At 42.7% G+C, this 26,798-nt stretch carries 21 protein-coding genes; 7 read left to right on the plus strand and 14 right to left on the minus strand.

Features of this window, described 5'->3' with window-relative positions:
* Window positions 1–149: 149 nt before the first annotated feature.
* A complete protein-coding gene (gene ettA / locus FSB76_RS18725) occupies window positions 150–1,832 on the minus strand; it encodes an energy-dependent translational throttle protein EttA (RefSeq protein ID WP_147055968.1) in 1,683 nt (560 codons plus the stop codon).
* An 849-nt stretch (window positions 1,833–2,681) separates the two neighbouring features.
* Between ettA and FSB76_RS18730 the strand changes: the two genes are divergently transcribed.
* Both FSB76_RS18730 and FSB76_RS18735 read left to right on the plus strand, forming a co-directional pair.
* Window positions 2,682–5,216 (plus strand): ATP-dependent Clp protease ATP-binding subunit, encoded by a 2,535-nt coding sequence (locus tag FSB76_RS18730; RefSeq protein WP_147055970.1) that lies wholly within the window; start codon window positions 2,682–2,684, stop codon window positions 5,214–5,216.
* 157 nt (window positions 5,217–5,373) lie between these two features.
* Window positions 5,374–5,838, plus strand: a complete 465-nt coding sequence (locus tag FSB76_RS18735; protein WP_147055971.1) for a hypothetical protein — start codon at window positions 5,374–5,376, stop codon at window positions 5,836–5,838.
* 147 nt (window positions 5,839–5,985) lie between these two features.
* Here FSB76_RS18735 and FSB76_RS18740 read toward each other — a convergent pair whose 3' ends face one another.
* Window positions 5,986–7,107, minus strand: a complete 1,122-nt coding sequence (locus tag FSB76_RS18740) for a carboxypeptidase-like regulatory domain-containing protein (protein ID WP_147055973.1) — start codon at window positions 7,105–7,107, stop codon at window positions 5,986–5,988.
* A gap of 132 nt (window positions 7,108–7,239) precedes the next feature.
* Between FSB76_RS18740 and FSB76_RS18745 the strand changes: the two genes are divergently transcribed.
* Window positions 7,240–7,917 (plus strand): GDSL-type esterase/lipase family protein, encoded by a 678-nt coding sequence (locus FSB76_RS18745; protein WP_147055975.1) that lies wholly within the window; start codon window positions 7,240–7,242, stop codon window positions 7,915–7,917.
* A 90-nt stretch (window positions 7,918–8,007) separates the two neighbouring features.
* The gene (locus FSB76_RS18750) at window positions 8,008–8,406 is read left to right on the plus strand and encodes a hypothetical protein (RefSeq protein ID WP_147055977.1); all 399 of its coding nucleotides are present in this window, start codon (window positions 8,008–8,010) and stop codon (window positions 8,404–8,406) included.
* Between the two features lie 74 nt (window positions 8,407–8,480).
* Here FSB76_RS18750 and FSB76_RS18755 read toward each other — a convergent pair whose 3' ends face one another.
* The 8 genes from FSB76_RS18755 to FSB76_RS18790 form a co-directional block, all read right to left on the minus strand.
* Window positions 8,481–9,293 (minus strand): enoyl-ACP reductase FabI, encoded by an 813-nt coding sequence (locus FSB76_RS18755; RefSeq protein ID WP_147055979.1) that lies wholly within the window; start codon window positions 9,291–9,293, stop codon window positions 8,481–8,483.
* Between the two features lie 218 nt (window positions 9,294–9,511).
* Window positions 9,512–11,212 carry a DNA repair protein RecN gene (gene recN / locus FSB76_RS18760; protein ID WP_147055981.1) on the minus strand — a complete coding sequence of 567 codons (1,701 nt, stop codon included), beginning with the start codon at window positions 11,210–11,212 and terminating at the stop codon, window positions 9,512–9,514.
* A 475-nt stretch (window positions 11,213–11,687) separates the two neighbouring features.
* Window positions 11,688–13,616, minus strand: coding sequence for a M56 family metallopeptidase (locus FSB76_RS18765; protein WP_147055984.1), 1,929 nt, complete (start codon window positions 13,614–13,616; stop codon window positions 11,688–11,690).
* Window positions 13,617–13,622: 6 nt separating this feature from the next.
* Window positions 13,623–14,000 carry a BlaI/MecI/CopY family transcriptional regulator gene (locus FSB76_RS18770; RefSeq protein WP_090651664.1) on the minus strand — a complete coding sequence of 126 codons (378 nt, stop codon included), beginning with the start codon at window positions 13,998–14,000 and terminating at the stop codon, window positions 13,623–13,625.
* A gap of 432 nt (window positions 14,001–14,432) precedes the next feature.
* Window positions 14,433–15,323, minus strand: coding sequence for a type IX secretion system protein PorD (porD, locus tag FSB76_RS18775; RefSeq protein ID WP_147055985.1), 891 nt, complete (start codon window positions 15,321–15,323; stop codon window positions 14,433–14,435).
* A complete protein-coding gene (gene coaBC / locus FSB76_RS18780; RefSeq protein WP_147055987.1) occupies window positions 15,320–16,522 on the minus strand; it encodes a bifunctional phosphopantothenoylcysteine decarboxylase/phosphopantothenate--cysteine ligase CoaBC in 1,203 nt (400 codons plus the stop codon). Before coaBC ends, porD begins: the two co-directional genes overlap by 4 nt.
* Before the next feature lie 118 nt (window positions 16,523–16,640).
* Window positions 16,641–16,973 (minus strand): DNA-directed RNA polymerase subunit omega, encoded by a 333-nt coding sequence (locus tag FSB76_RS18785; RefSeq protein WP_147055989.1) that lies wholly within the window; start codon window positions 16,971–16,973, stop codon window positions 16,641–16,643.
* A gap of 12 nt (window positions 16,974–16,985) precedes the next feature.
* Window positions 16,986–17,915, minus strand: coding sequence for an outer membrane protein assembly factor BamD (locus FSB76_RS18790; RefSeq protein WP_147055991.1), 930 nt, complete (start codon window positions 17,913–17,915; stop codon window positions 16,986–16,988).
* Window positions 17,916–18,508: 593 nt separating this feature from the next.
* Here FSB76_RS18790 and FSB76_RS18795 point away from each other — a divergent pair.
* The 3 genes from FSB76_RS18795 (at window position 18,509) to FSB76_RS18805 (ending at window position 22,316) form a co-directional block, all read left to right on the plus strand.
* On the plus strand, window positions 18,509–19,954 hold the full coding sequence (locus tag FSB76_RS18795; protein WP_147055993.1) for an SDR family oxidoreductase: 1,446 nt from the start codon (window positions 18,509–18,511) through the stop codon (window positions 19,952–19,954).
* A gap of 156 nt (window positions 19,955–20,110) precedes the next feature.
* On the plus strand, window positions 20,111–21,010 hold the full coding sequence (locus tag FSB76_RS18800; RefSeq protein WP_147055995.1) for a TIGR01777 family oxidoreductase: 900 nt from the start codon (window positions 20,111–20,113) through the stop codon (window positions 21,008–21,010).
* Window positions 21,003–22,316, plus strand: a complete 1,314-nt coding sequence (locus FSB76_RS18805) for a cryptochrome/photolyase family protein (RefSeq protein ID WP_147055997.1) — start codon at window positions 21,003–21,005, stop codon at window positions 22,314–22,316. The genes FSB76_RS18800 and FSB76_RS18805 overlap by 8 nt, the downstream gene beginning before the upstream one ends.
* Before the next feature lie 2 nt (window positions 22,317–22,318).
* Here the strand turns inward: FSB76_RS18805 and FSB76_RS18810 are convergent, their stop codons facing one another.
* The 4 genes from FSB76_RS18810 to ggt form a co-directional block, all read right to left on the minus strand.
* Window positions 22,319–23,245, minus strand: coding sequence for an FKBP-type peptidyl-prolyl cis-trans isomerase (locus FSB76_RS18810; protein ID WP_147055999.1), 927 nt, complete (start codon window positions 23,243–23,245; stop codon window positions 22,319–22,321).
* A 62-nt stretch (window positions 23,246–23,307) separates the two neighbouring features.
* Window positions 23,308–23,805: an FKBP-type peptidyl-prolyl cis-trans isomerase gene (locus tag FSB76_RS18815; RefSeq protein WP_147056001.1), complete on the minus strand. Its 498-nt coding sequence runs from the start codon at window positions 23,803–23,805 to the stop codon at window positions 23,308–23,310.
* 353 nt (window positions 23,806–24,158) lie between these two features.
* Window positions 24,159–24,602, minus strand: coding sequence for a MarR family winged helix-turn-helix transcriptional regulator (locus tag FSB76_RS18820; protein ID WP_147056003.1), 444 nt, complete (start codon window positions 24,600–24,602; stop codon window positions 24,159–24,161).
* 292 nt (window positions 24,603–24,894) lie between these two features.
* Window positions 24,895–26,547 carry a gamma-glutamyltransferase gene (ggt, locus tag FSB76_RS18825; RefSeq protein ID WP_225976544.1) on the minus strand — a complete coding sequence of 551 codons (1,653 nt, stop codon included), beginning with the start codon at window positions 26,545–26,547 and terminating at the stop codon, window positions 24,895–24,897.
* Window positions 26,548–26,798 lie beyond the last annotated feature (251 nt).

Raw genomic sequence — 26,798 nt, forward strand, 5'->3', positions numbered from 1 at the left:
AGTAAGGATAAAAAAGGTGGATGAAGTGAGAAGTAAGGTTGTGATAAAAATCGTCATTGCGAGGTACGAAGCAATCCCAAACTAAGTAGTACTTAACCTATCTGGGATTGCTTCGTACCTCGCAATGACGTCGTGGCGGACTTCGGCTTCTACACCGTCAACTTCTTATACTTAATCCTCTTCGGTGCAACATCACCTAAACGTTTCTTGCGGTTTTCTTCATAGTCGGAGTAGTTACCTTCAAAGAAGTATACCTGCGAATTGCCTTCAAAAGCCAGGATGTGGGTACAGATACGATCCAGGAACCAGCGGTCGTGACTGATCACTACGGCGCAGCCGCCAAAGTTTTCAAGGGCTTCTTCCAGGGCGCGTAAAGTGTTTACGTCGATATCGTTGGTTGGCTCATCCAGCAGCAACACGTTCGATCCTTTTTTGAGGGTGATAGACAGGTGTACCCGGTTACGCTCGCCACCCGATAGTACGCCTACTTTTTTCTGCTGATCGGCACCGTTAAAGTTGAATTTAGATACGTACGCACGGGAATTCAATGGTTTGTTGCCTACCATGATGGTTTCCAGGCCGCCCGTTACGTTTTCCCAGACTGATTTGTTGGGGTCAAGGTCGTCGTGCATCTGGTCAACATAACCTAAGGCAACAGTCGGGCCTACGCGAAAAGTACCTGCATCCGGCTGGTCCTGCCCGGTAATTAAGCGGAACAGGGTTGTTTTACCCGCACCGTTGGGGCCTATGATACCTACAATACCTGCAGGAGGTAAAGAGAAGCTTAAGTTATCGAACAATAATTTATCACCATAAGATTTACTTACGCCGTTGGCCTCAATTACCACGTTACCCAAACGTGGGCCCGGCGGAATAAACAGCTCCAGTTTTTCTTCGCGTTCCTTGGTTTCTTCGGATGCCAGTTTTTCGTAATTGCCTAAACGTGCTTTTGATTTGGCGTGGCGGCCTTTTGGACCCATGCGTACCCATTCGAGCTCGCGTTCCAGGGTTTTCTGGCGTTTGCTTTCGGTTTTATCTTCCTGCGCCAAACGCTTCGCTTTTTGATCCAGCCATGAGGAATAATTTCCCTTCCATGGGATACCTTCTCCACGGTCGAGCTCCAGGATCCATCCCGCCACGTTATCCAGGAAGTATCTATCGTGGGTTACGGCTATAACGGTACCTTTATATTGTTGTAAATGCTGTTCCAGCCAATCTATCGATTCGGCATCCAGGTGGTTGGTAGGCTCATCCAGTAGCAATACATCCGGTTGTTTTAACAATAAACGGCACAAAGCTACACGGCGGCGCTCACCACCCGATAACACCGATATTTTAGTATCCGGCTCGGGGCAGCGCAGGGCATCCATGGCGCGTTCCAGCTTGGTATCCAGTTCCCATGCATTTACGGCATCAATCTGGTCCTGTAATTCGCCCTGGCGGTTCATCAGCTTGTCCATTTTGTCGGCGTCGCTGTAGTATTCTTCCAGGCCAAATTTTTCGTTTATCTCTTCGTACTCCTTTAATAAAGCCGTGGTTTCGGCAACGCCTTCTTCCACAATTTCGCGTACGGTTTTCTCTGGATCAAGCTCGGGCTCCTGGCTTAGGTAACCAACAGTATAACCCGGCGAAAAAACAACCTCGCCTATATTGGTTTTATCAATGCCTGCAATAATTTTTAATAACGATGATTTACCCGAACCATTTAAGCCAATAACGCCGATTTTGGCGCCATAAAAAAACGATAGGTAAATGTTTTTTAATACTGTTTTTTGCGGGGGATAAACTTTGCTAACCCCAGCCATTGAAAAAATGATCTTTTCGTCTGCCATTATAATTGATTTGAAATGCTGATGTTATATTGTTGCGTGAATAGCTGTTTCTAAAAATAAAAAGGGCCGTTTTGAACGCAGGCGACGACTCACCCCCACCAGGCTTCGCCGGTCGACCCTCTCTACGGCTTCGCCACAAAGAGGGTAAGGAGATCAGCACTCTTCAAGCCCCTCTTTCCACCGCAGGTGAAGAGAGGGTGGCGGGCGCAGCCTCGTCGGGTGAGTCTTTCCTTGGTTAGTTTACGCCATACCTGCCTGCAAACTACACCCGGATTTTCCTCACCCCAATAACATCTCTTTATTTTTAAGAACTATACTCATACGATAACTACGCAACAAATATGAATAAAATTGGTGGATTCGCTTAAAAAACCGGTGGCAGAAAAAATATTTACTGCCAAATGCAAATCCATGTTACTTTAAACATACTTGTAAGTATTTAATTGCGTTTAACACAGTAAAATGGCAACTGTTTTGCTTGTATTTGCGTACATATAGGTGAACACAACGTAAATATTATGTTAATGCCTTTATGGCATATGTTATGACGAAATGCCTGTTTTGTTGCTATCGTGATAATTTATTAACACAATGTTTAAACTATTTTGAATTTTTTGTATCAAAATGGTGAGTTTCGTTCGTATATTGTAAAAAAATTAGGTGATTGTTGGATTTTTTGATAAAAATTATTGTTTAAACCCAAACTTTAATAGCTTGCATATCATATCAATGTCTGTTTCTGCAAAGTGTTAAATGTTGGCAATATTGTTGATAAATGTTAAACCGTGCGTCGGGTTTGTAAAAACAAAATTTATAGATTGCGGCGTTCATAATAATTGAAAGGTATATATGGAAGCTAAATTTTCGCCGAGGGTTAAAGATGTCATTCAATACAGCAGAGAAGAGGCATTACGCCTTGGGCACGACTATATAGGAACGGAGCATCTTTTACTGGGCCTCATCAGGGATGGTGATGGCGTAGCAATTAAATTGCTGAAAGGTTTGAACGTTGATACTGCAAAGCTTCGCCGTGCTGTGGAAGATGCCGTTAAAGGTACCATTGGAACCAATGTACACATAGGCAGCATTCCGCTAACCAAGCAAGCCGAAAAAGTATTAAAAATTACTTATCTGGAAGCCAAAATATTTAAAAGTGATGTAATTGGAACCGAGCACCTGCTGCTATCTATATTACGCGATGAGGATAATATCGCATCGCAGATATTGGTACAGTTTAACGTGAACTACGAGGTGTTTAAAGGTGAAGTGGAATCACATAAAAACGATGTAACCGACGAGATGCCAGGTTCACCAACCGGCGGCGATGACGACTTTAAAGAAGAAGAATCATTCAGCCAGCCTAAAAAGGTATCTGATATTAAATCAAAAACACCGGTGTTGGACAACTTTGGCCGCGATTTAACCCGCGCCGCCGAAGATGGTAAACTTGACCCGATCGTGGGTCGCGAAAAAGAGATTGAGCGGGTATCGCAAATCCTGTCGCGCCGTAAAAAGAACAACCCTATATTAATAGGCGAGCCAGGTGTGGGCAAATCGGCTATTGCCGAAGGGCTTGCACTGCGCATTGTACAGCGTAAAGTATCGCGTGTATTGTTTAACAAACGCGTGGTAACGCTTGACTTAGCTTCGTTGGTTGCCGGTACAAAATATCGCGGCCAGTTTGAAGAGCGTATGAAAGCGGTAATGAACGAACTGGAAAAATCTCCTGACGTAATTTTATTTATCGACGAAATTCATACTATAGTTGGTGCAGGTGGTGCCTCTGGCTCGCTTGATGCATCAAATATGTTTAAACCTGCTTTGGCAAGGGGCGAAATTCAATGCATTGGCGCAACTACTTTAGATGAATACCGCCAGTACATCGAAAAAGATGGCGCTTTGGATCGCCGTTTCCAAAAGGTAATGGTTGAACCAGCTACCCCGGTTGAAACTATCGAGATACTGAACCGCATTAAAGAGAAATACGAAGAGCACCATGGTGTAACTTACACCCCGGAAGCTATCAATGCCTGCGTTAACTTAACCACCCGTTACATTACCGATAGGTTTTTACCGGATAAAGCTATTGATGCTTTAGATGAATCGGGCTCGCGTGTTCACTTAACCAATATTCATGTGCCACAAAACATATTGGATATTGAGCAAAAAATTGAGCAGATCAAGATTGAGAAAAATAAAGTTGTAAGAAGCCAGAAATACGAAGAAGCTGCACAGTTACGTGATACCGAAAAGAATTTGATTGCCGAGCTTGACCAGGCCAAAGCCGCATGGGAAGCCGAAACCAAATCAAAACGTTATACAGTAACCGAAGACAATGTTGCCGAAGTAGTATCTATGATGACCGGCATCCCTGTACAAAGGGTAGGCCAGGCCGATAGCCAAAAGCTATTGAATATGGCAGATACTGTTAGCAGCAAAATTATTGGCCAGGACGATGCTATCAAAAAGTTAACCCGCGCTATACAACGTACACGCGCCGGCTTAAAAGATCCTAAAAAACCAATTGGCTCGTTCATCTTTTTAGGCCCCACCGGTGTTGGTAAAACTGAGCTTGCCAAAGAGTTGGCCCGCTTTATGTTTGATACCGAAGATGCGCTGATACAAATTGATATGAGCGAGTACATGGAGAAATTCGCGGTATCCCGTTTAGTAGGAGCGCCTCCGGGCTATGTCGGTTACGAAGAAGGCGGCCAATTGACCGAAAAAGTACGCCGTAAACCATATGCTGTAGTATTGCTGGATGAGATTGAAAAAGCTCACCCGGATGTATTCAACATATTGTTACAGGTATTGGATGAAGGCCAGCTAACCGATTCATTAGGCCGCAAAGTTGATTTCAGGAACACCATTATCATCATGACATCGAACATCGGCGCCCGCCAGTTGAAAGACTTTGGGCAGGGTGTAGGTTTCAGTACTAATGCTAAAACTTTGCAGGCCGATACACATTCAAGAGGTGTTATCGAGAACGCTTTGAAACGTGCTTTCGCTCCTGAGTTTTTGAATCGTATTGATGATGTTATTGTGTTTAACTCATTAGGTAAAGATGAAATCTTCAAGATCATCGATATCGAACTGGCATTCCTGTTTAGCCGTGTAAATGGCCTGGGATACAAAATTGAGCTTACTGAAGCCGCTAAGGAATTCATCGCCGAAAAAGGTTACGATTCGCAATTTGGTGCACGTCCGTTAAAACGTGCTATCCAGAAATACCTGGAAGACCCGATTGCCGAAGAGATACTGAAAGGCGAACTGAGCGAAGGTGATATCATGAAAGTTGATTTCGACAAAGAAACCAGCCAGATCACCATCATCGACGAAAAAGGCGAAAGCAAAACCCCAACTGAAGAGGAAACCAAATAAGCAAGGCCTTATTTAAAAATACAACCCCGTTTGTGCAAGCAGGCGGGGTTTTTTGCTTTTGTAGAGACGCAATATTTTGCGTCTCCCACTTGACTATACAATGAGTTGCTTGTAACGTTTAAAGAATTAGATGTACATTGTTGTCGAAATTTAAAGAATGAAAGATATAAAAAGGTTTATCGACCATTTAGAGTGCCCCATAGTAGACGGAATTATTTTTTCTGATAACAGAATACAAATACTTGAAATAGAAAGCACTTCCGAAAGACCTTATGAGTACTTTATAACTCCTTCGCTTTCCACAACAATAGAAAACCTTGAAACGAAAGGAGAATTGGATATATCATATTGCGCAAGCATGGGGGGATGTATGGATCCTGTAATTGGTATAAATGTTATATGTGGAGAAGCCAGCTGGGGCAGTGATGGATTTATAGCTGTTTTTGAAATGATGACACAGGATTTACTTTGGATGGCTTTTTTTACCGAATCAAATCCATTTCATAAAGTTACGGTAGCAGACGGATACATTGTCGCAACAAGTACTCTTAATTACATCTGGAAATTCGATATAAAAAATCCAACTAATGTCAGTGTAAACTGTCTTGATATGCCTTATTAGGCTTCTCTATCAGATCAAAAACGTAAATAGTGGCGTCCGTCGATCTTGACTTATGATCTAAATTGCTGTCCGAAGTCTTTGTCTTCAGAGTACTCAAGTACAAACATAACATTCAAAGACTTTAAATAACAACTGATAAAAATTCTCTTATTTATCATCCACCGGGTCAAAATCCACCGGTAACAGCTCTGCTATCCGGCTTTTGGCCCAATCGCCTTCAAATACAATACTGTGCGGATTGGCGATGATGCCATTGTTATCAAAAAATGCATAAGGCTCTTCAAACGCTAATATTGTGACCGGGTGGTTTGGGATCTCGAGCGGATGATAAACAGATAGGTCAGTTTCTTCACGTTTTTTGGTGTAGATGATGTACAGGCAGTCGGTAAATCCAATGGCAAATAACCCGGGCTGATCGGTAGGGTGTGCAAAGTCTGGCGGTCCCAGCGGTGGTTTGGTGTATAGCGACTGGATGTATTTATAATTGTTGTTGCCCAGCCGCCCTTCTTTATAATCGGGATTGGGTTTACGCACAAGCCGCAAAACCTGGAAACCTTCTTTATCTGTTTGGCTGCTGATAACCGAACGTAAAAAATGCATCGACGAGCCAAGATAAGCCGCCTGCCGCTGTTTTGCCCACTTGCGCTGCTGCGATTTACTTCCTTTCATCTCCTGGAATACCGAGAGGCCTTCGTAATAAAAAAAGCCTTTGGCATCATAACTGAATTTTGAAAGTTTATACTTTATCAAATATCCCAGGGCCTTGTTTTCAACCTCGATAAAGTCGTCATTACTGGTGGCCGACAGGATCATCGTTTTCGGATCGAAATCAACGTCCACAACATCGGGGTTCTGGATTTTACACAGGGTGGCATTATCTGAAGAGCCCAGGAATAGGCGTTTAAAATCGTCATAATTGCGTTGCCGGTTTGGGTCGGGCCTAATGTTAACTTCCTGTAGCATGATTGTTTTTGGAGCCAGCGAAATATCCGCGAGCATGATATTAGCCGCGGCCGCCATCAGCGTAACACTATGGGTTTCGAAACCAATGGCGGTAACAATAAATGTATACTGGCCGGGTTTTACATTGCTAAGCGTAAAAGTGCCATCATCGGCCGTTTTATCGCCAACTATGGCGTTGTTTAAAAACACACTGGCATTGGCAATTGGCTTTTGGTCGGCAGTATTAATTACTTTGCCGGTAATTTTTATCTGAGCCAGGCAAACTCCGGGTATCAGCAACAAGAGCAAAGCAAGTATCTTTAGCATAGATAAATTAAACTAAAATTTTAGTTATTTCAAAATGCTTTTATTCACACCTCGTATACCGCCTGTGCACGGTGGTAAATTGTATCTTTATAACCTGTAAATACAAGGGTAATTCATTGCGTTAATTGATACATGCCGGTAAATAAAAAGGTGATCTATAAATGGCTGTTTGCGGTTTCGGTTATGCTGAACCTCGTTACAGCAGGTTATTTTATCGATCGCAAAGTTTATTTTGGTTATATGCGCCGCCATCAGTTTGAAAAGCAGAAATGGGATGCGCTTTTTAGCACCCAAACAGATAACCAGGAAATTATATTTATTGGCACAAGCTTAACCGAAGGCTTTGCGTTAAGAAGCACCTTCGATAACATCCACCTTAAAAACATGGGTTTTGCCGGGTTGGAGACTGACGAAATTCTGAAAAACCTGAAAAGGATCATTGTACGCAAACCGCCAAAGATATTTTTAGAAGCCGGGATAAACGATGTGCGCAACGGCAAGAGTATGGACAATGCCTATAATAACTTTGTGCAAATGTGCACGGTGGTTAAAGCTGTTTCGCCGGCAACAAGGCTGTATGTGCAATCGGTATTACCTACTTTGAATAACCAGTTTAACCAAAAAATAAAAGACTATAACCGCAAGTTAGCAAGCTACTGTTTAGCCAATCATGTTATTTATATAGATATGTATAATGGTTTTCTGGTTGATAATAAGCTAAACGCCCTTGCAACTACCGATGGGACCCACCTTACTTCTTATGGCTATTATTTATGGAAAAAGCAGATGGAAAAATATATTACTGAATGAGTAATACATAAGGTTTGAAATAAATTATCTCAAAATCCGTTAAACCTTTTTTAATTATATTGTTCTTACAGTATATACAATCGAAACATTATGAAAAAAATCTTGACTTTAATTTGCTGCACTATACTGTTGGCAGCTACATCATGTAAAAAAGAAACCATCGTTGGGCCAAATACTACCCAGACCATTGTTTTTACTGTCAATGGATCAACCGGTTGGGCTTTAGGGAATAACGGCGCCACTTACTCAACAGTATTAGATGTTCCAGAAATTGATAGCTATGCCGTTGCTCACGACGCTGTATTGGTTTACATTTCATTTGATGGCGGCACAACTTATGAGCAAGTGCCAGAAGTTTATGGCGGCACAGCTTATAGCTTCAGCTATGTGAAAGGATCTATCCAGATAGATGCTCAAACAAGCACTGGTTCGGCACCAGTTAAACCTGGGGCGGCAACTGTAAAAGTTTTGTTGGTACAGGGTACTTAAAAAGAACCTCATTTATTTTAACAAAAAAGGAGCTTTGCGTTGCAAGGCTCCTTTTTTATGATTGGTAAAATTTTTTATTTCGCCATCTGATCAATAACAGCCTGCGTTACACCGGTAAAGGAGAAGCCACCGTCATGGAAAAGATTTTGCATGGTAACCATTTTGGTTAAATCGCTGAATAGGGTGATACAGTAGTCGGCACATTGATTGGCATCGGCATTACCAAGCGGGCTCATTTTTTCGGCAAATTCAATAAAGCCATCAAAGCCTTTAACTCCAGACCCGGCAGTAGTGCGGGTTGGCGATTGCGATATCGTATTTACGCGTACTTTTTTGCTTACACCGTATTCGTAACCAAAGTTACGCGCAATGCTTTCTAACATGGCTTTGTTATCGGCCATATCATTATAGCCAGGGAAATAACGCTGGCCGGCTATATAGCTTAAAGCCACTACAGATCCCCAATCGTTAATGGCATCGTGTTTCATGGCTGCCTGTAAAATGCGGTGCAGGCTTAAGGCCGAGATATCAAAACCTTTATGGGTAAAATCGTAGTTGTTTTCGTAGTAAGGAATGTTTTTACGTACGTTGATACTCATGCCGATAGAGTGCAGGATGAAATCAACACCACCGCCAAAATGCTCTTTTGTTTTGGTAAACAGGTTGTTGATGTCATCATTGCTGGTAACATCGGCACCTATAACTGGTGCATTGCATTCTTCGGCAAGTTTATTGAGTTCGCCCATACGTAATGCAATGGGCGCGTTTGATAATACAATTTCGGCACCTTCCTGTACAGCGCGCTGCGCTACCTTCCAGGCGATTGACTGCTCATTAAGGGCACCAAATATGATACCTTTTTTGCCTTTTAATAAATTATAAGCCATGTGTTGAGTTTATGTAATTAGAGCAAAGTTAATATTAGTTTTTATAGTAGTAAGTAGTAAGTATCAAGATTTTAAAAGTAGTAGTAAGAACCAAGTAGTAAGTAGTAAGATTTTTTTGCTCGGGTAGACTTTGTTAAACTCACTTACCGAAATCGGATAGCCCATATCAAGTATTTAAATAAGCGCCTTAAATCCAAAATCTTACTACTTGATACTTACTACTTACTACTAAGAAGTAATTCCCTGGCATTTTGCAGAGCGCTTTCGCCCGGTTTATCACCACTCAGCATTTTGGCAATTTCCAATATACGCTCCTGGCTATCCAGTTGTTTCATGCGGGTATAGGTAGTTGCCGCGCTATCATCTTTATAAACAAAGTAATGGTTTTTACCCTTGCTGGCAATTTGCGGCAGGTGGGTAATGGTTATCACCTGTAAATTATCGGCAAGGCGCTCCATAATGGTACCTACTTTATTGGCTACTTCGCCGGATACACCGGTATCAATCTCATCAAATATAATTGTTGGCAGGGCGGTGTATTTGGCTATGATAGATTTAATGCTCAGCATCAGCCTGGAAAGTTCGCCACCCGAGGCTACCTTACTCATTTCGGCAAGTGAGTGTCCTTTATTTGCCGAGAACAGGAAGCGTACATGATCAACCCCATTCTCGCTAAGCACCCCACCACTCTGCAAATTAAAAGCTCCCCCTTTAGGGGGCGGGGGGGGCATTTGTTCAATCTTCAACACCGAGCTTCCCATCCCCATTTCGGCCAAAGTATCAATTACTTGTTTTTCGATGGCTGGGATGGCCTTAAGCCGGTTTGCGGTTAATTTGCCTGCCAGTTGTTCAAGCCCGGCTTTATCGGCAGCAAGCTGTTTTTGCAATTTTTCGATAGCCTCATCGCTAAACAAAGCTTGTTGTATTTTCTCCGATAGCTCATCCTGTATCTGCAATAACTCTGCGTTGCTATTTACCCGGTGCTTTTTTTGCAGGTTATACATCAAACTAAGCCGGGTGTTAATTTCATCAACCCTGGCATCGTTGGTATGCGTTTTTTGTTCAATGCCTTCTATTTCGGCGGCAACATCTTTTAATTCGATAATAGCGCTGCTCAATCGCTGGTGTAATTCTTCAATCTGCGTATCAAATTTTTCTATGGAGCCTAACTGCTGCCCCGCCTCGCGTAGTTGCGCCAGGGCGGCGGTTTCGCTTTCCTGTACCAGGTAATAGGCTCCATACAGGTTACGTTTTATTTCTTCGGCATTATTTAACGCGTACAGTTCTTTTTCAAGCGGTTCCTGCTCGTCGGCAGCCAGGCTTACTTTTTCCAGCTCATCAAACTGAAACTGAAAATAATCCAGGTCGGCTTTGGCCTTATCGCTTTCGGCAATCAGTTGGGCAAGCTTGCCGGTGTCTTTTTTATATGTGCGGTATTTGGCGCGGTAATCATTCAGCAAATCGTCGTGTTTGGCTACCGAATCAACCACCAATAGCTGAAACTCCGGGTCGTTAATCTCTAATGTAGCGTGTTGCGAATGGATGTCAATCAGCTTTTCGCCTAATTGTTTAAGCGATGTAAGGTTTACTGGTGTATCATTTACAAAAGCACGCGATTTACCATCAGCAGATATCTCTCGGCGTAAAACGGTTTCTGCTTCATAGTCCAGGTCGTTGTCTTCAAAAAAGGAGCTGAGGTGAAAGCCGCTGATTTTAAACGAACCTTCGATAACGCACTTTTTTTGCTGGTTAAAAAAATAACGGCTCTCGGCACGCTGCCCCAAAATAAGCGACAGTGCACCCAAAATGATCGATTTACCTGCGCCGGTTTCGCCTGTAAGTATGTTAAGGCCTTCGCCAAAACTTATCTCCAGGTTATCAATCAGCGCGTAATTATTGATGGTTAGCTTTTGAAGCATAAAAAAAGTATCCTTATTTTATTAAGGATACTAAATTAAGCATTAAGCTTCTTTAAAATAAAATTTAATAAATTATTGCTAAATAATTTAGTGTTATGAGTGGTGGTCTTTAGTCGAAAGTCTCAAGTCTTAAGTCAAAAAATACAAGTCGGACTTAGGACTCAGTTAGTCGAAAGTATGAAATTCTAAGGAGCTTTAAATTTGATTTATGAATGTTTTTATGCATATCCATGCGTCATTGCGAGTATCCAACAGGTAAATCCCCAAAAACTGTTATATCGTACAAATAAATATAGTTAATCCCATGTCCTAAACTGCCGTCATTGCGAGGCACGAAGCAATCCGGAACTATTTGGTAATTAGCATGTCGGGGATTGCTTCGTACCTCGCAATGACGGTCTGTTTTTTTATTTTAGATAGCTTCCAAGTCAGAAAACACAATCCAGACTTAGGGCTTCAGACTAAAGATTTCAGACTATTCTTTCTCGTCGCCCATCAGGTAAGCCTCTTTTTTGGCTTCGGCTATGCGCTTTTTAAATTCGGGGCTGTTGGTATATTCGCGCAATTTTTTACTGGCTTCGCGTAACTGTGCCTTAGCCTGTTTCATGTCGGCATTATCCTGGTAGTTGCGCATTTGTTCGGCAAGTTTTTTCATTTCCTGCTTTTGCTCTTCCATCTGAGGGTTCTTGAAGGCTTTCCTTAAACTATCGCTCATTACCCTAAGTTCCTCGCTTTTTTTACGAAACTCGGGCGAGTTATAATGGCCCCGCATTTCCTCGCCCATTTTTTTCAATTGTTCGGTTTGCTCTTTTACTTCGGGCGATATTTTGCTTTGTAGTTCGTCTTGGTATTTGCGATAGTTCTCGTCTTTACGGTCATCATGGTATTCGCCTTTTATGCCATATTTTTTCCTGAGTTCGGCACTCATCTGTTTAAATTCGGCACTGTTATAGTAGGCGCCAACTTGTTCGCCCAACTTGCCCATTTGCTCGCTCATTTTGGTGGTTTCACCGGTCTCGGCCCAGTTTTTCTGAAAGTCTTCGGCTATTTTCTCCTGTTCTTCCTGTATCTTCTTTAACTCCGGCTTGTTGTAAAACTTCTCCATAGCTTCGCCTTTTTCTTCCATCAGCTTTTGCAGTTTTTGAAAATCGGCACTGTTGTAGTACTTATCAATCTGTTTGGCGTACTTATCAACTTCGGCAGTTAGCTTGTTCAACTCTTTATCGTCAAAGTTGTTGTAACGTTCTTCGGCAAGTTGTTTGTTCCTGATGGCAGTTTTATTGGCTACAACCCTTTTGGCTTTAACAACCTTTTTGCGGGTGGTATCGGCCAGTAATTCTTTTAATACGGTAGGGTAGGTGATTTTTACTTTTTTGATAGCTATTTTACCATCGGCGATGGTAGGGTTAAGCCAGGCAATACTGCTGATGCCGGCGGTAAGTATTGCAACAGCCACTAAAAGGTGGCGTATGTTGCCTATTGGTTTTTGGGTTTTCATGATCCGTTCAATTCTGTTTAATAAATGATATTTTTTTCCGGTGGCGGCAAGTGCCATTTGCAGGTTTACCTGCCTTTTTTGCTCCAGTTTTAATAGTGCATGCGCATACACTAAGGGCTGGGCAGTGGTTTGTACAACCAGGTCATCGCACCGGTTTTCGCGTTCCTGGTTTATTATCCTATTAATTAATTGGGCAAAGGGGTTAAAGAAAAGCAATATGCTCATGAATTGCTGCAACAGGTTGAGCAGGTAATCGTTGCGTTTGATGTGCGATAACTCGTGTAGCAAAATAGATTTGATCTCGTCGGCAGATAAATAAGTAGTGAGCGAAATGGGCAGCAATATTATCGGGCTAAAAAAGCCAATCATGCAGGGCACATCCACAAAACGGCTGATGTTTACACTCACATACTTTTTAATGTTCATTTGCCGGCAAAGGGTATCCACGTAAACCTGGACACTATCAGACGGCATCATGGTGCGTTTAATATGGCTGATTTTTTGCCAGTTGAGCCCCATTTTTAAAATGTTGAAGGTGAGCCCGATGAAGTAGATGGCCGATATGTAGGGCAAATAACCCTCAATGGCGTAATAGTAATAGTTATGTTGTGCGGTATAATGGATGTTAACCAGGGGCAGGTTAAGTGCAGGTAACAGGGAAGGGGCATTTGCTGCTGCTAAATTTACCCAAACATGTGCCTGTAGCTGGTTTACAAAGGTGTAAATAAACCACACGCTTATAGCCAGCATGGCAATCATGGCGGCGTTGTGCTTTTTTATGGTTGATAAGGATGGCGCGCAGGTTAGTAACAGGCGCAAAGCAAACCAAACCAATAACCCCTGCCATAATGAGTGGATAATAGTGATACCCAAAACCTGGCTTATATTATAGAACACACTTTCCATAACGTTTTATTTTTTATCCTGATCAAACTGATTCAAAAAGTTTTTAATGGCGTCTATCTCATCCTTTGAAGCCCGGTGCTGGCCAAGTGCCTGTATCACCAGATCGGATGTGGAGCCTTTAAACACAGTAGACAATATTTTATCCAAAGCGTTGCTTTGCGCCTGCTCCTGCGTAAATAAAGCCTTGTATAAATGTGTTTTAGATGTGGTATCGCGCTCAACCATACCTTTATCATGCATAATCTGCATTAGTTTAAGGGTAGTAGTATAGCCTGCATCTTTAGTTTTGGCCAACTCTTCGTGTACATCGCGCACGGTACATTGTCCCATTCTCCAGATCACCTGTAAAATTTCGAGCTCGCTTTCTGTTGCTTTTATATCCATTTTATTTTAATACGAATTCCTTCGTACAAATATCTACGATAGATTTCGTATATGCAAGAGATTTGTTAAATTTTTTTGGTGAGTAGTTGATTGGGTTGGATAGGTTGATTAAGTTGGATAGGTTGATTAAGTTGGATTGAGTTGATTAATTGAATGTCTGAACTAGAATTTCCCGAATTAGCTTTTTAAATTCTGTTCATTCTTTAATTCTGTAAATTCCGGTTCAAACAAATATGTTGGGGATTGCAGGAATACCGGCCTCGTGACCAATGCCCGTGCAGTATAAGCGTAAAGCCCGGGCCGCAGGCAACACCATGGAAAAGAAATAAGAAATTAGAGTCAAGAATTAAGACTGTTGTAAAAAGATGGACTATGGATAAAAGGCGTAAAGAGCAATAATAGTCTTATCTCTTGATTCTTACATCTTGTCTCTTATTTTAAAGCCTGATACTTATTACCGTTGGCCGGATCGGCTTGCAAAAATAAGTTCATGGCCTGTACGCGCTCCTGCGGGTCGGCCTTGCTGTATAGTGATACCAACTCATCGCTTTTGGCAGTATAAAATATAAGTGGGAACATGGAGCCGACGCGCTGCCTGTCAACCTGTTGCAGGGTGGGTAAAAAGGAAGAGATAGCTTTACGGCCTTTATTGACGTTGTCGGCCATTAAATCGAGCCCGTTGCGGTGGTAATCGTACATAAAACCGCGTAACTGGGCGTAAAGTTTATTGTTCAGATTTTCGGATAGCCAATAGCGGTTGGTGTTGCCGTCAAACGCTTTCCAGCCTTTGTATGATCCGGTTTGGGCGTTATTTACCACCGTTTGCGCGGCAGCAAAATAGGGGCTGCCCCCAAAGCGCGAAAATGTATCATAATCCATCCCTACAATAATATAGGCGTAAAATGCCATTACCGAACTCAAGTTGCTTTGAAAATTCTGATCGCTGTAATCAACTGTCTGGCCTTCGTTGTAAGTAAAATCAACGTCGCGATCGTTAATATTAATCAGCGTTGTGCTGTATGACGACCCGAAAACAGGCCTTGAGGATTGTACCTGAAGCTCGCCGCTAAAGTTACTGCCGCCATCCCAGTTGGTAATGTTTAAAACAAAATTGCAATCAATGCGCTCCTGTGGCAAAATAGCGTCGGCGCTCCATTTACGGCCATTTAAAAAATCTTTCATGGCGGTTTCCAGTGTTTGGAAAACCCGCTTATTGCTCACTTGTATTTTTGGCGAAACTACTGATACACGTGCATTCAAGTCCTGCGCAGCGCACCTGAAAACCCAAAAAATCAGGATAGTGTAAATGAACAACTGTTTCATCCGTTTATAAGTTGTGCGAGTTTAAGGCAAATATCATGGGCCACCGCCTCCTTGCTTTTAAGCGCGAAGGTTGTTTTTTGCAGGTTACGGTCAATAATGGTAATTTTATTGGTATCCTGCTTAAAGCCGGCACCGGCATCATTCAACGAATTTAATACAATAAAATCCAAATTCTTCTTTTGCAGCTTGGTTATTGCATTTGTTTCCTCGTCATTGGTTTCCAGCGCAAAGCCAACCAGGATCTGGCCGGGGGCTTTTTGCCCGCCCAGGGTTTTTAGAATGTCGGTGGTGGTTTTCAGGCTGATATTAAGGGAAGCATCTTTTTTCTTGATCTTTTGCGATGCCACCTCGGTTGGTGTATAATCAGCAACGGCTGCGCTCATGATACAGGCTTTTGCATCTTTGTAAATAGTTAAACAGGCATCCAGCATTTCGGCTGCCGATGTAACGTTTATCAGTTTAACAGATTGTTGCTTGCTAACCTGTGCTGTTGGGCCACTTATTAAAGTAACATCGGCACCCATACCAGCCAGCTCATCGGCAATAGCGAATCCCATTTTGCCAGATGAATGATTACCTATAAAACGTACCGGATCAATAGCCTCATAAGTGGGGCCGGCGGTTACCATAATTTTATGCCCCGCTAAAAGGGATTTTTTTTTAAGTTCCGACGATAAAAAGCTTACAATCTCTTCGGGTTCGGCCAATCGGCCTTCGCCATAAAGTCCGCTGGCAAGCTCCCCGATGCCAGGTGCTATCATGGTATTACCAAAGGATTGTAACTTGTCTACGTTTTGCCGGGTTGCGGGGTGCAGCCACATATCCAAATCCATGGCGGGGGCAAAATATACCGGGCATTTGGCCGATAGGTAAACGGCTATAAGTAAATTATCGCAAAGTCCGTTGGCCATTTTTGCCAGGGTATTGGCGGTTGCAGGAGCTATAATAAGCATATCGGCCCAAAGGCCAAGCTCCACATGATTATTCCATTCGCCGGTTTCGGTTTTATAATAATTCACCAATACCGGTTTCTTAGATAGGGTTGAAAGTGTAAGCGGCGTTATAAAGCTAACAGCATCAGGCGTCATCACTACCTGCACCTGCGCGCCGGCCTTAACCAATAGCCTAACCAGCAATGCCGATTTATATGCAGCTATACTGCCGCAAACTCCCAGGATGATGTTTTTACCTTCAAGCATAAGCCCCCTAACCCCCTAAAGGGGGAATGATTATAAAATTTAAAAATAAACAAAAAAACTCCCATAAGGGAGTTTAATTCTTTCAGCCTTTAACCTCCCCCTTCAGGGGGCCGGGGGGCTAAACTTCTTTAGCCGGGTTACGGTAGTAAACTTTGTCGTCTAAAAACTCCTGAACTGCAACCAAGGATGGTTTTGGCAATTTTTCGTAGTATTTAGAGATCTCGATTTGCTCACGGTTTTCAAAAACTTCTTCCAGGTTATCGTTTGACGATGCAAACTCCGAAAGTTTTTGGTGTAACTCTTCTTTAATATTGTTTGATATCTGGTTCGCCCTTTTAGACATGATCACAAGCGACTCATATATGTTGTTGGTTTTAACGTCCAGCTCGCGTAAATCGCGGGTTACAGTGCTGCTTGCTACTGCTGGTTTGTTGGTGTTATTAGCTGTCATATCTTAATTTTTTTAATATGGTATTTTCTGATCCTGATTCTTTTCTGATGGTGGCTGCGTTTTTAGCGTATCTTTCCTGGCGGCTAACTTTTTGGCCAGTTTGTTATTTGCCATATCTTCGGCCAGTACCCGGTTGGCATCCACAATACCGGTTTGGCTATCTTTTTTAAGCGTAGTAGCTTCGTGTCCGTACTTGCTTTTAGGAAACTTGTCGTTAAACTGATCGGCATAGGTTATGGCCTGCTCAAAACGTTCAACCTGTTTGGTTTCAAAGCTATGGTTGGCGTATTCATACTGCGCTTTTATGGTAAGGTACTCAATTTCCTCGCCATATTTAGTATCCGGGTAATCGCGTAGTACATTATTAAAAGCAATAACTGCCGATTGATAATCGCTGATGGTTAAATATAACTTCGCGTTTTCATAAGCTTTTTGCTCCAGTTTATCGCGCAGGTTTTGTATCAGCTTACTTGCCTCGGTAACACGGTCGCTTTTTGGGTAAAGGTTAATAAACAACTGTAACGTTTCAATAGCCTTTAACGTGTTTTCTTGGTCGAGCGAGTAAGTAGGCGAATCAAGGTAGTAGCAATAGGCTGAAAAGAAACGGCATTCCTCGGCCCTTGGGCTCGATGGGTAAGTATCGGCAAAAGTTTTAAAATGAAACCTTGCAGATGTATAATCCTTTAGCTTATAGTTGGTGAAGGCATAGTAATAAAACAAGTCTTCGGCAGCGCTGCGGCCACGATAGCGTTCAACCAGCACATCAAACAAACCCAGCGCTTTTTCGTACTCCTGTTTATTATAGTACTTAATAGCTTCCTGGTATTTTTTGGCGTAATCGTTACTTGCTTTTAACTTTTCGTATTTGCTTTTACAACTTCCCAGTGTTATAATCAACAGGGCTAAAACACAGGCGAATAACGTTAGTTGTTTTTTAAACATTTTGCAAAGATAGGTGATTAATGTAAATCAGTCAATTATTTATTTAGGTGCTAATATATAACGTGTTTGGTGCTCCTTTTATACATCTTACAGGCATTTAACATCTTTTAACTTATGTTAGTTTTATAGCGTGCTTGCATGGGCATAAAGCAACGGTTTTTGTATGGTATACAACCAGGGTAAACGCGTCAAAATAGTTAACGGCGAAAAACTGTTATTTGATAATAGCTAAACGGAATAAGCTTATGGCGTGGGGAAGGTACGGGCATTGAGCGATACCTTGTCTTAATTGCCTGATCGTGGTTAAATGATGGAGATACCCAAGTGACCTGTATTGGCCAACAACAGGCGCAAATATTTGGATGCGCCTGAATTGCACACTCGGTTTAATGTTAACCATGATTAAATGTAAAGTATTGGTTTTTATGTATTTATAGATATTTTACCTGAAATGTGTTAAGTTATGTTAACCCAATCAGATGCGTTTGATCAGGGTATAAAACTCAGTAAAGCTGATTTTGCTATAATTATTGTTAGCTTGGTTTTAAATGGGCTTTGGCAAACACCCTGCCTTTTTTATTGTTTAAAAAAATATGAAGGTTTTACTTGCCGGTGCTAATGGTTACATAGGAACAAGACTTATCCCGGTTTTGCTGGAGAAAGGTCACGATGTAATTTGCCTGGTGCGCGATAAGCGCCGCTTTCATGAGCATAGCGATTTTAGTAAACGGGTTACCCTGATTAACGGCGATTTGCTAAAGGAGGCGGATATTGAAGCTTTCCCCGACGATATTGATGCCGCTTATTACCTGGTTCATTCCATGTCGCAGGCGCAGGACTTTGCAGCTTTGGAAGTGTTATCGGCTTATAATTTTATCCAGGCCCTTGATAAAACCAATTGCAGGCAAACCATATTTTTAAGCGGTATTACCAACGATGAAAACCTGAGCCGGCACCTTGAATCGCGCAGGCATGTAGAGGATGTATTAAAGGAAGGCAAGGCCGCGCTTACGGTGTTAAGGGCAGCCATCATTATAGGTTCGGGCAGCGCATCGTTCGAAATCATCCGCGACCTTACCGAGAAACTGCTTATCATGACGGTTCCGCGCTGGGTAAATACCCGTTGCCAGCCCATTGCCATCGGCGATGTGTTGGGCTACCTTGAAGCGGTAATGCTTAACCCAAAAACATTTAACAAAACATTTGATATTGGTGGCCCTGATATTTTATCGTTTAAAGATATGATGCTGGTGTATGCCAAAGTGCGTAAGCTTAAACGGCGTATATTTATTATACCGTTCCTGTCGCCAAAAATCTCGTCGTACTGGCTTTACTTTGTAACCTCCACCAGCTATACCCTTGCCCAAAGCCTGGTAAACAGTATGAAGAATGAAACCATCATGAAGGACCATGCCATTGACGATATTGTACCGCGCAAATGCCTTACTTATGAAGAGGCGTTGAACCTGGCCTTTGTAAAAATCGAGCAAAATTCGATAGTATCCAGTTGGAAGGATGCCCTGAATATGGGCTACCTTAACACCAGCTTCATGGACCAGATAAAGGTGCCCCAAAACGGTACGCTTGAGTATAAAGTAAAAGTGCCCTTTGAGCGCGATAGCCAGGATGTGTTTACCAATTTTATGTCGGTAGGGGGCAACAGGGGCTGGTACTATTGGGACTGGATTTGGAACCTGCGCGGTTTTCTTGATAAATTATTCGGCGGGGTGGGCTCGCGCCGCGGCCGTACCAGCAGCATTAATATAGCGCCGGGCGATGTGATAGATTTTTGGAGGGTATTATTAGCCGATAAGGAGAACAAACGCCTTTTACTATATGCCGAAATGAAGCTGCCAGGTGAGGCCTGGCTTGAATTTAAAATAATTGAACGCAATGGCACTAAAAATCTGAGCCAGGTAGCTACCTTTAGGCCCAGCGGCCTTTGGGGCAGGTTGTACTGGTACGCCATGTGGCCATTCCACCTGTTTATTTTCAACGGCATGGCCAAAGAGATTGTACACTATGGAGAAGTTCATTAGTTCACTGGTTGATTAGTTCATTGGTCTTTTCTGGCGGTTGATGGGGGTATCGGGTTTGGTTGGTGGCAGCAAATCAAAATTAGCTATATTACTAAACTAACGATCATATAAGAACTAATGAACTCTTCACCAATGAACTAATGAACCAGTGAACCAATGAACATATTAATAACAGGCGGCTCGGGAGGCTTAGGTAAGCGGTTAAGTAAGCATTTGTTGGGCAAAGGCTACCAGGTAAGTGTACTGAGCCGGACACCGGGTGGCGACAATAACGTTAAAACCTTTTTGTGGGATGTAAATAAAGGCACTATTGATGAGCATTGTATTGATGGCGTTGATACTATTATTCACCTGGCAGGTGCCGGTATTGCCGATAAACGCTGGACCGATAAACGGAAAAAAGAAATAGTTGAAAGTCGTACTAAATCGATAGCGCTTATTTATGGCCTGATGAAAAACAGGGCCAATAAGGTTGCAACGGTCATATCCGCTTCGGGCATTGGCTATTATAACGATAGGGGCGATGAGCTGCTGACAGAAACTAGCGCACCTACCAATGGTTTTATATCTCAATGTTGTGTTGAGTGGGAAGCTGCTGTTAACGAAGGCGAAAAGTTGGGACTGCGGATATTGAAATTCCGTACCGGCGTGGTTTTGGATAAAGATGCAGGGGCATTACCAATGTTGGCCTTGCCTGTAAAATTGTATGTTGGCTCGCCCATAGGCAGCGGTAAACAATGGATCCCCTGGGTTCATTGGCAGGATGTAATTGACATGTACCTTTTCGGCATCGAAAATGAAGGCTTGAAGGGCGTGTACAATATGGTGGCGCCAAACCCGGTTACCAATGCGCAAATGGTACAAGCTGTGGCCCGTCGGCTGCGTAAACCACTATGGGCTCCCAGGGTTCCGGCGTTTTTACTGAAATTATTATTGGGCGAAATGAGTTCGCTGGTTTTGGGAAGTACCAAAGTATCGGCACAAAAAATTACGGATGCAGGCTTCAGTTTTAAATACCCCGAAGTAGCTGATGCATTAAAAGAAATTTATGGATAATAACACACCCGTTACCATCTTTTGGTTCCGGCGCGATTTGCGTTTAAATGACAATGCCGGGTTGTACCGGGCGTTAAAAAGTGGCAACCCGGTTTTGCCCGTATTTATTTTTGATCGGGAGATACTGGACAACCTGGAAGATAAAAACGATGCAAGGGTAACTTTCATTTATAATACCATCGAAGAACTGCGCAGCCAATTACATCAAAACGGCAGCAGTTTACTGGTGGTGTATGATAAAGCAGCAAATGCCTGGGACAAGATCATCAAAGAATATCACGTTGCGGCAGTATATACCAACCATGACTATGAACCCTACGCTACGAAACGCGATGACGTTGTAAAGGAGAAACTAAAGCTGCACGGAATCGACTTCCATACTTTTAAAGACCAGGTAATTTTTGAGAAGGACGAAGTTACCAAGGATGATGGTAAGCCTTACGCCGTTTACACGCCTTATCAGCGCAAATGGTACGCAACGCTTAAACCATTTTACTTAAAAAGCTATCCAACCGAAAAATACTTCGGCAAGTTGGTAAAAATCCATCAGCTGCCGTTGCCGTCATTAAATGAAATGGGTTTTGTGAAAAGTGAAGCACATTTTCCCGGCCAGGAATACAAAGAGGTAATTGGCGACTACGCAGAAAAGCGCGATTTTCCTGCTACCAAAGGTACTTCGCACATTGGCTTACACCTTCGTTTTGGCACGGTAAGCATTCGTGAGCTGGCTAAAACAGCGCATGGCTATCACAACAAAACGTGGCTGAACGAGTTGATATGGCGGGAATTTTATATGATGATACTGCACCATTTTCCGCATACCATGGATCATGCTTTCAGGCCCGAATACGACCGGATTAAATGGGTAAATGATGAAGACCAGTTTAAAGCCTGGTGCGAAGGACAAACAGGCTATCCTATTATTGACGCGGGTATGCGTGAGTTAAATGCAACCGGCTTTATGCACAACCGGGTGCGCATGATAGTAGCCAGCTTTTTAACCAAAGATTTGTTGATTGACTGGCGCTGGGGCGAACATTACTTTGCCCGTAAACTGTTAGATTACGAAATGGCCAGCAACGTTGGTGGCTGGCAATGGGCTGCAGGATCGGGCACGGATGCTGCGCCGTACTTCAGAATTTTTAATCCCGAATCGCAAACTAAAAAGTTTGACCCAGAACTCAAGTACATAAAAAAATGGGTTCCGGAATATGCCGATTTCAGCAAGTATCCTAAACCCATTATCGATCACGCATTTGCGCGCGACCGTTGTTTAAAAGCTTTTAAAGCCGCTTTGGCTAAATAATATTAGTTAGTTATGGTAACTACCGTAAAATCAAACCGAAGGCTGGTGTTTCCGGCAACTCCTGTAGTGCCGGCCCTGCCATAACCATACCTCGACGGTAATAACAACGTAACAGCGGCCCCTGTTGTAAGCCCTTGTAGGCCTTGTGCAACGCCCGGTACTACACTCTCTATTGAAAGTGATGTAGCAGTACCATCTGTAGGACTTGCGTCGAACTGAACGTCAGTTAAAAACTTAGCGGCGTATGTTGCTGTAAAGGTTGAGTATTGATCAATAGGATCTGTACCGGTTCCGGGGATAGTCACTTTGTAATAGAAACCGCCGGCAGCTTTAGTAAAGCCGGTTAAGCCTTTGGTTGAGATATAGTTTTTGATAATCTGATCATCATATACATTCTGGTCAGATACCAGGTTTACATAATAGTCAAGGCACTGGTTGCCGGCAATACGGGTGTTTACATTGCTCGAGCTGCCCGATCCGTAACCATTTACACCATAAGCCAGGCGCGAAGGGATAAGTATGCGTGCCCTTGTACCCTTATATTTTAAAATGTTGTGTATTGCTATTTGTAAACCTTTAGGGAAACCACCCTGGTTAATATGGCCCGCGAAGCCATCGTAATGATTAGCTGTAAGCGAATCGAGCGATGTATATTTGCCATCAAACGATTTTAAAGTGAATACAAATTTTACCGTATCCGAATAAGCCACAGGCGTAGTAGTGGCTCCTTGCGACAAGATCTGGTAATAAATGCCGCTGGTGTCGCCGTCGGATGTATCGCGTACCATTCCAGTCAGGCCATTAGCTTTAATGTAGTTTTGGATGTTGGTGGCGTCGTATTGCGTAATATTCGGATCGTCGCTGGTTTTGCGGCAAGATAATAACCCTACAGAAATAAGGAATAAAAGCGTAAAAGTAATTTTTCTCATTTATATTATTTGTTACCGGTAAACAGCGCTTAATTATCAGCTTTTACCTTCATTATTGTCTTTTAGTTTGTTACGTTATAAAGCTGTATATTAAAATCAAGCACCGAGTTTGCCGGCAAATGTATCGAATCCTGCGCATATGGCCCGTAAGCATAGCGCGATGGTATCAATAACCGCACTTTGCCCCCCTTTTTTATCTGCGGCACACCTAACTGCCATCCCCTTATCACGCTCCCTAATGTGTACGAAGGGTGAAAATTATTGGTTTGCGCAAATGTATAGCCGGTAGTTAGTATTTGCCCCGTAAACCCTACCGTTATGGTTGTGGAACTGGTATACAAATCGTTACCTGAACCCCCTTCGCCGGTTTTAATGATATAATATACTCCCGTAGTATCAATTTTTTTGGCGCTGTCTTGCGGGTGTGCTGCTACATAATCTTTTATGATCTTATCATCAATATCCTTTTGAATATTATACTGCACCATCGGGTCGACAGATTTTTTACATGCGCCCAAGCCAGCCATTAAAACCAATAACAAAACCAGTAACCTGTTCATTTTTTCAAAAGGCAAATTTATTCTTTTATAATAGAAAAACGGCAGCTTAACATTTTTTAACACATTCAATTAAAAAAAGCTTCAAGCGGTTATACAAAAACATCTGTATCAGCAAAAAACGTATTCCAATCAAAAAAATTATCAATGCTTTTTGTCATTGGTCATCATCGCTGCGCTTGTCATTGGTCATTTCGCTTCGCTGTCATTGGTGGATTTATTAAAAAATTAAAACAATCGTTAGCCAATCAAACTTGGCCCTTAATGACTAATGACTAATGACTAATGACTAATGACTAATGACTAATGACTAATGACTAATGACTAATGACTAATGACTAATGACTAATGACCAATTAAGGTTTATAGTTAATAGTGAGTTTATTGATTTTTTTGAGCATTTCGGTAAGGTACTCTTTATCAGCTTCGCTGATGTGCTCATTAAGGTAGTTGTTAAACTGTTTTACTACGGCGCGGGCCTGGTGACGTTTTTCTTTGCCGAGTTCGGTCAGGTAAATTTTTACAGAGCGTTTGTCGCCCTGGTTTGATTCGCGGTAAATTAGCCCGGTTTTTTCCAGCTGGTTGAGCATCCTCGATAAGCTGGTTGATTTAAGGCCCAGTAAAGCTGCAGCCTGCGACACCGTGGTGCCTTCGTTTTCGTCGATATTGATTAACAGGTAGCCGATAGATTGTGTAATGCCAAACTCGGTAACCAACTGGTTATACCTGTTGGCCACAGTTTGCCACACAATCTTCAAAAAATAATCGATGGTTTCCTGGTGCTTTACGCCTTTATGCATCTTTAATAATATAGGTTATACGTTGTACGTGATACGTTTTACGTTTTTATTTTCGGTTTCCCTAAGCAATTTCAGTTTCTATAACAACTGTGCGAAAGTACATCTTATTTTCTTTACCTTTAATGAACGTAAAACGTTCCAACCATGTTATACCGGATATGTTGTAAGTTTATCTTGTCTATACGTTTATCTTGTCGTACGATTATCTGTTTCTGCGGAGCAATTACGATAAAGAAAAGCTACGCCCCCTGATAACCGTAAAACGTATTACGTACAACGTATAACCAATACCCTAATACCCTATCGTCGTATCATCCCCCCTTGGGTCAGCTCCGCCTTCGTAGTAGCCTGATGGTTTTTTCAGGATGGCCTCTACGCGGCCTATGCCTCCGGTAGGTTTTGTTTTGTAGCCTTTGGCTTCAAGCCTGGATATGGTTGTGCTATCAACACCATCCCGCTCAAAAACAACTTCATCCGGCAACCACTGGGAGTGGAAACGTTTGGAGCTTACTGCCTGCTGCATGGTCTGGTCAAATTCTATTACATTCAATATCGTTTGAAAAACAGAAGTTATAATGGTTGATCCCCCCGGGGTACCCACTACCATAAACAGCTTGCCGTCTTTTTCGATGATGGTTGGTGTCATAGATGATAGCATACGCTTGCCCGGCTGAATGCTGTTGGCTTTACCGCCCACCAGGCCGTACATGTTAGGTACGCCGGGTTTCGAGCTAAAATCGTCCATCTCATTATTTAATAAGAAGCCCGCGCCGTTTACAAATATTTTAGATCCGAAACTGTCATTTAGCGTAGTGGTGATGGATACCGCATTGCCGTCCTTATCTACTATCGAGTAATGGGTGGTTTGGTCGCTCTCGTATCCAACAAAAGTGCCGGGTTTTATGCTTGCGCTTGGTGTGGCTGCATCCCAGCTAAAATTGCTCATACGCGATGTGATGTACGCTGGTTTAAGCAGGCTATCAACGGGTACTTTATAAAAATCAGGGTCGCCAAGGTATTTAGAGCGATCGGCGTACACCCGGCGTTCTGCCTCAACAATTAACCGGATGGTCGAATCCTGGTTATAGCCCCATCGTTTTAACGGATATTTTTCGACAGATTGAAGTAACTGCAGCAACGCAATGCCTCCGCTTGAGGGCGGCGGCATGGTAATTATTTTGTAGCCCTTGTAATTGCCTGTTATAGCCTCGCGCCAAACCGAATGGTAATTTTTAAGATCTTCTTTGGTCATCAGCCCGCTGCCGTTTTTCATTTCGGCAACAATCTGGTTGGCTACTACTCCATCATAAAAGCCGTCGCGGCCTTTATCGCGAATAAACTCGAATGTTTTGGCAAGGTCTTCCTGCACCAGTATATCTCCTTCTTTCCATCCGCCTTGTTTTAAAAGATAGTTTTTGCCGGGGTTCAGTTTTATAAATTGCGCCTGGGTGCGGTTAAGGTCGCTGGCCAGGTGTTTGGTTATTTTGAATCCGTTGCGGGCCAGGTCAATTGCCGGCTGCACCAGGTCGGCCCATTTCAGTTTGCCATATTTTTTGTGGGCGGTTACCATCCCATCTACCGATCCGGGGACTCCCGAGGCCTGGTGGGTATACAGGCTCATATCCGGAATTACATTCCCGGCCGAATCAAGATACATGTTTGCACTGGCGGCACCCGGGCCTTTTTCCCTGAAATCAAGTGTGCTGATTTTGCCCTTGCCCGAGCGGAATACCATAAAACCACCGCCGCCGATATTGCCTGCCTGCGGGTGCGTAACAGTTAATGCAAAATGTACAGCCACGGCGGCATCAACAGCATTGCCGCCTTTCTTTAAAATATCAACCCCCGCCTGCGAAGCGTCGGGATAGGCACAAACTACCATCCCATTACTGTATTGCCCATTATTGCTTATACCTGATTGCCCATGTACGTATCCGGCTGACATAAGCAAAAGTACCGCCATAGCAAGGCCAAGATGTTTGTTGTTTTTTATTTTAAAGGACTGCAATATCATTATCAACTAAATTATTTTCACTAAAGTAACCTATTTAAAGGCAAAAAACCACGGAAGAAGCTCATTATTTAGGGTTGAAAATCAATAGACTGGGCACAATTTAGCCCTCATTTTAAGCCGAAATAGCATAAAAAGCATATTTGAACGTTTATTTACCTGAACATTTGGGTCAAAAATTGGTT

This window comes from Mucilaginibacter ginsenosidivorax, from assembly GCF_007971525.1.
In the GTDB taxonomy this organism is placed as follows: domain Bacteria; phylum Bacteroidota; class Bacteroidia; order Sphingobacteriales; family Sphingobacteriaceae; genus Mucilaginibacter; species Mucilaginibacter ginsenosidivorax.

Bases quoted from the DNA above. Each gene is read 5' to 3' on its own strand.
- FSB76_RS18820 (WP_147056003.1), bottom strand. From the start codon at position 24,602: ATGCATAAAGGCGTAAAGCACCAGGAAACCATCGATTATTTTTTGAAG.
- FSB76_RS18740 (WP_147055973.1), bottom strand. From the start codon at position 7,107: ATGCTAAAGATACTTGCTTTGCTCTTGTTGCTGATACCCGGAGTTTGC.
- coaBC (WP_147055987.1), bottom strand. From the start codon at position 16,522: ATGCTTGAAGGTAAAAACATCATCCTGGGAGTTTGCGGCAGTATAGCT.
- FSB76_RS18795 (WP_147055993.1), top strand. From the start codon at position 18,509: ATGAAGGTTTTACTTGCCGGTGCTAATGGTTACATAGGAACAAGACTT.
- FSB76_RS18810 (WP_147055999.1), bottom strand. From the start codon at position 23,245: ATGAGAAAAATTACTTTTACGCTTTTATTCCTTATTTCTGTAGGGTTA.
- FSB76_RS18745 (WP_147055975.1), top strand. From the start codon at position 7,240: ATGCCGGTAAATAAAAAGGTGATCTATAAATGGCTGTTTGCGGTTTCG.
- ggt (WP_225976544.1), bottom strand. From the start codon at position 26,547: ATGTCAGCCGGATACGTACATGGGCAATCAGGTATAAGCAATAATGGG.
- porD (WP_147055985.1), bottom strand. From the start codon at position 15,323: ATGAAACAGTTGTTCATTTACACTATCCTGATTTTTTGGGTTTTCAGG.
- FSB76_RS18765 (WP_147055984.1), bottom strand. From the start codon at position 13,616: ATGGAAAGTGTGTTCTATAATATAAGCCAGGTTTTGGGTATCACTATT.
- ettA (WP_147055968.1), bottom strand. From the start codon at position 1,832: ATGGCAGACGAAAAGATCATTTTTTCAATGGCTGGGGTTAGCAAAGTT.
- FSB76_RS18755 (WP_147055979.1), bottom strand. From the start codon at position 9,293: ATGGCTTATAATTTATTAAAAGGCAAAAAAGGTATCATATTTGGTGCC.
- FSB76_RS18735 (WP_147055971.1), top strand. From the start codon at position 5,374: ATGAAAGATATAAAAAGGTTTATCGACCATTTAGAGTGCCCCATAGTA.
- FSB76_RS18790 (WP_147055991.1), bottom strand. From the start codon at position 17,915: ATGTTTAAAAAACAACTAACGTTATTCGCCTGTGTTTTAGCCCTGTTG.
- FSB76_RS18805 (WP_147055997.1), top strand. From the start codon at position 21,003: ATGGATAATAACACACCCGTTACCATCTTTTGGTTCCGGCGCGATTTG.
- FSB76_RS18815 (WP_147056001.1), bottom strand. From the start codon at position 23,805: ATGAACAGGTTACTGGTTTTGTTATTGGTTTTAATGGCTGGCTTGGGC.
- FSB76_RS18770 (WP_090651664.1), bottom strand. From the start codon at position 14,000: ATGGATATAAAAGCAACAGAAAGCGAGCTCGAAATTTTACAGGTGATC.
- FSB76_RS18800 (WP_147055995.1), top strand. From the start codon at position 20,111: ATGAACATATTAATAACAGGCGGCTCGGGAGGCTTAGGTAAGCGGTTA.
- FSB76_RS18785 (WP_147055989.1), bottom strand. From the start codon at position 16,973: ATGACAGCTAATAACACCAACAAACCAGCAGTAGCAAGCAGCACTGTA.
- FSB76_RS18750 (WP_147055977.1), top strand. From the start codon at position 8,008: ATGAAAAAAATCTTGACTTTAATTTGCTGCACTATACTGTTGGCAGCT.
- recN (WP_147055981.1), bottom strand. From the start codon at position 11,212: ATGCTTCAAAAGCTAACCATCAATAATTACGCGCTGATTGATAACCTG.
- FSB76_RS18730 (WP_147055970.1), top strand. From the start codon at position 2,682: ATGGAAGCTAAATTTTCGCCGAGGGTTAAAGATGTCATTCAATACAGC.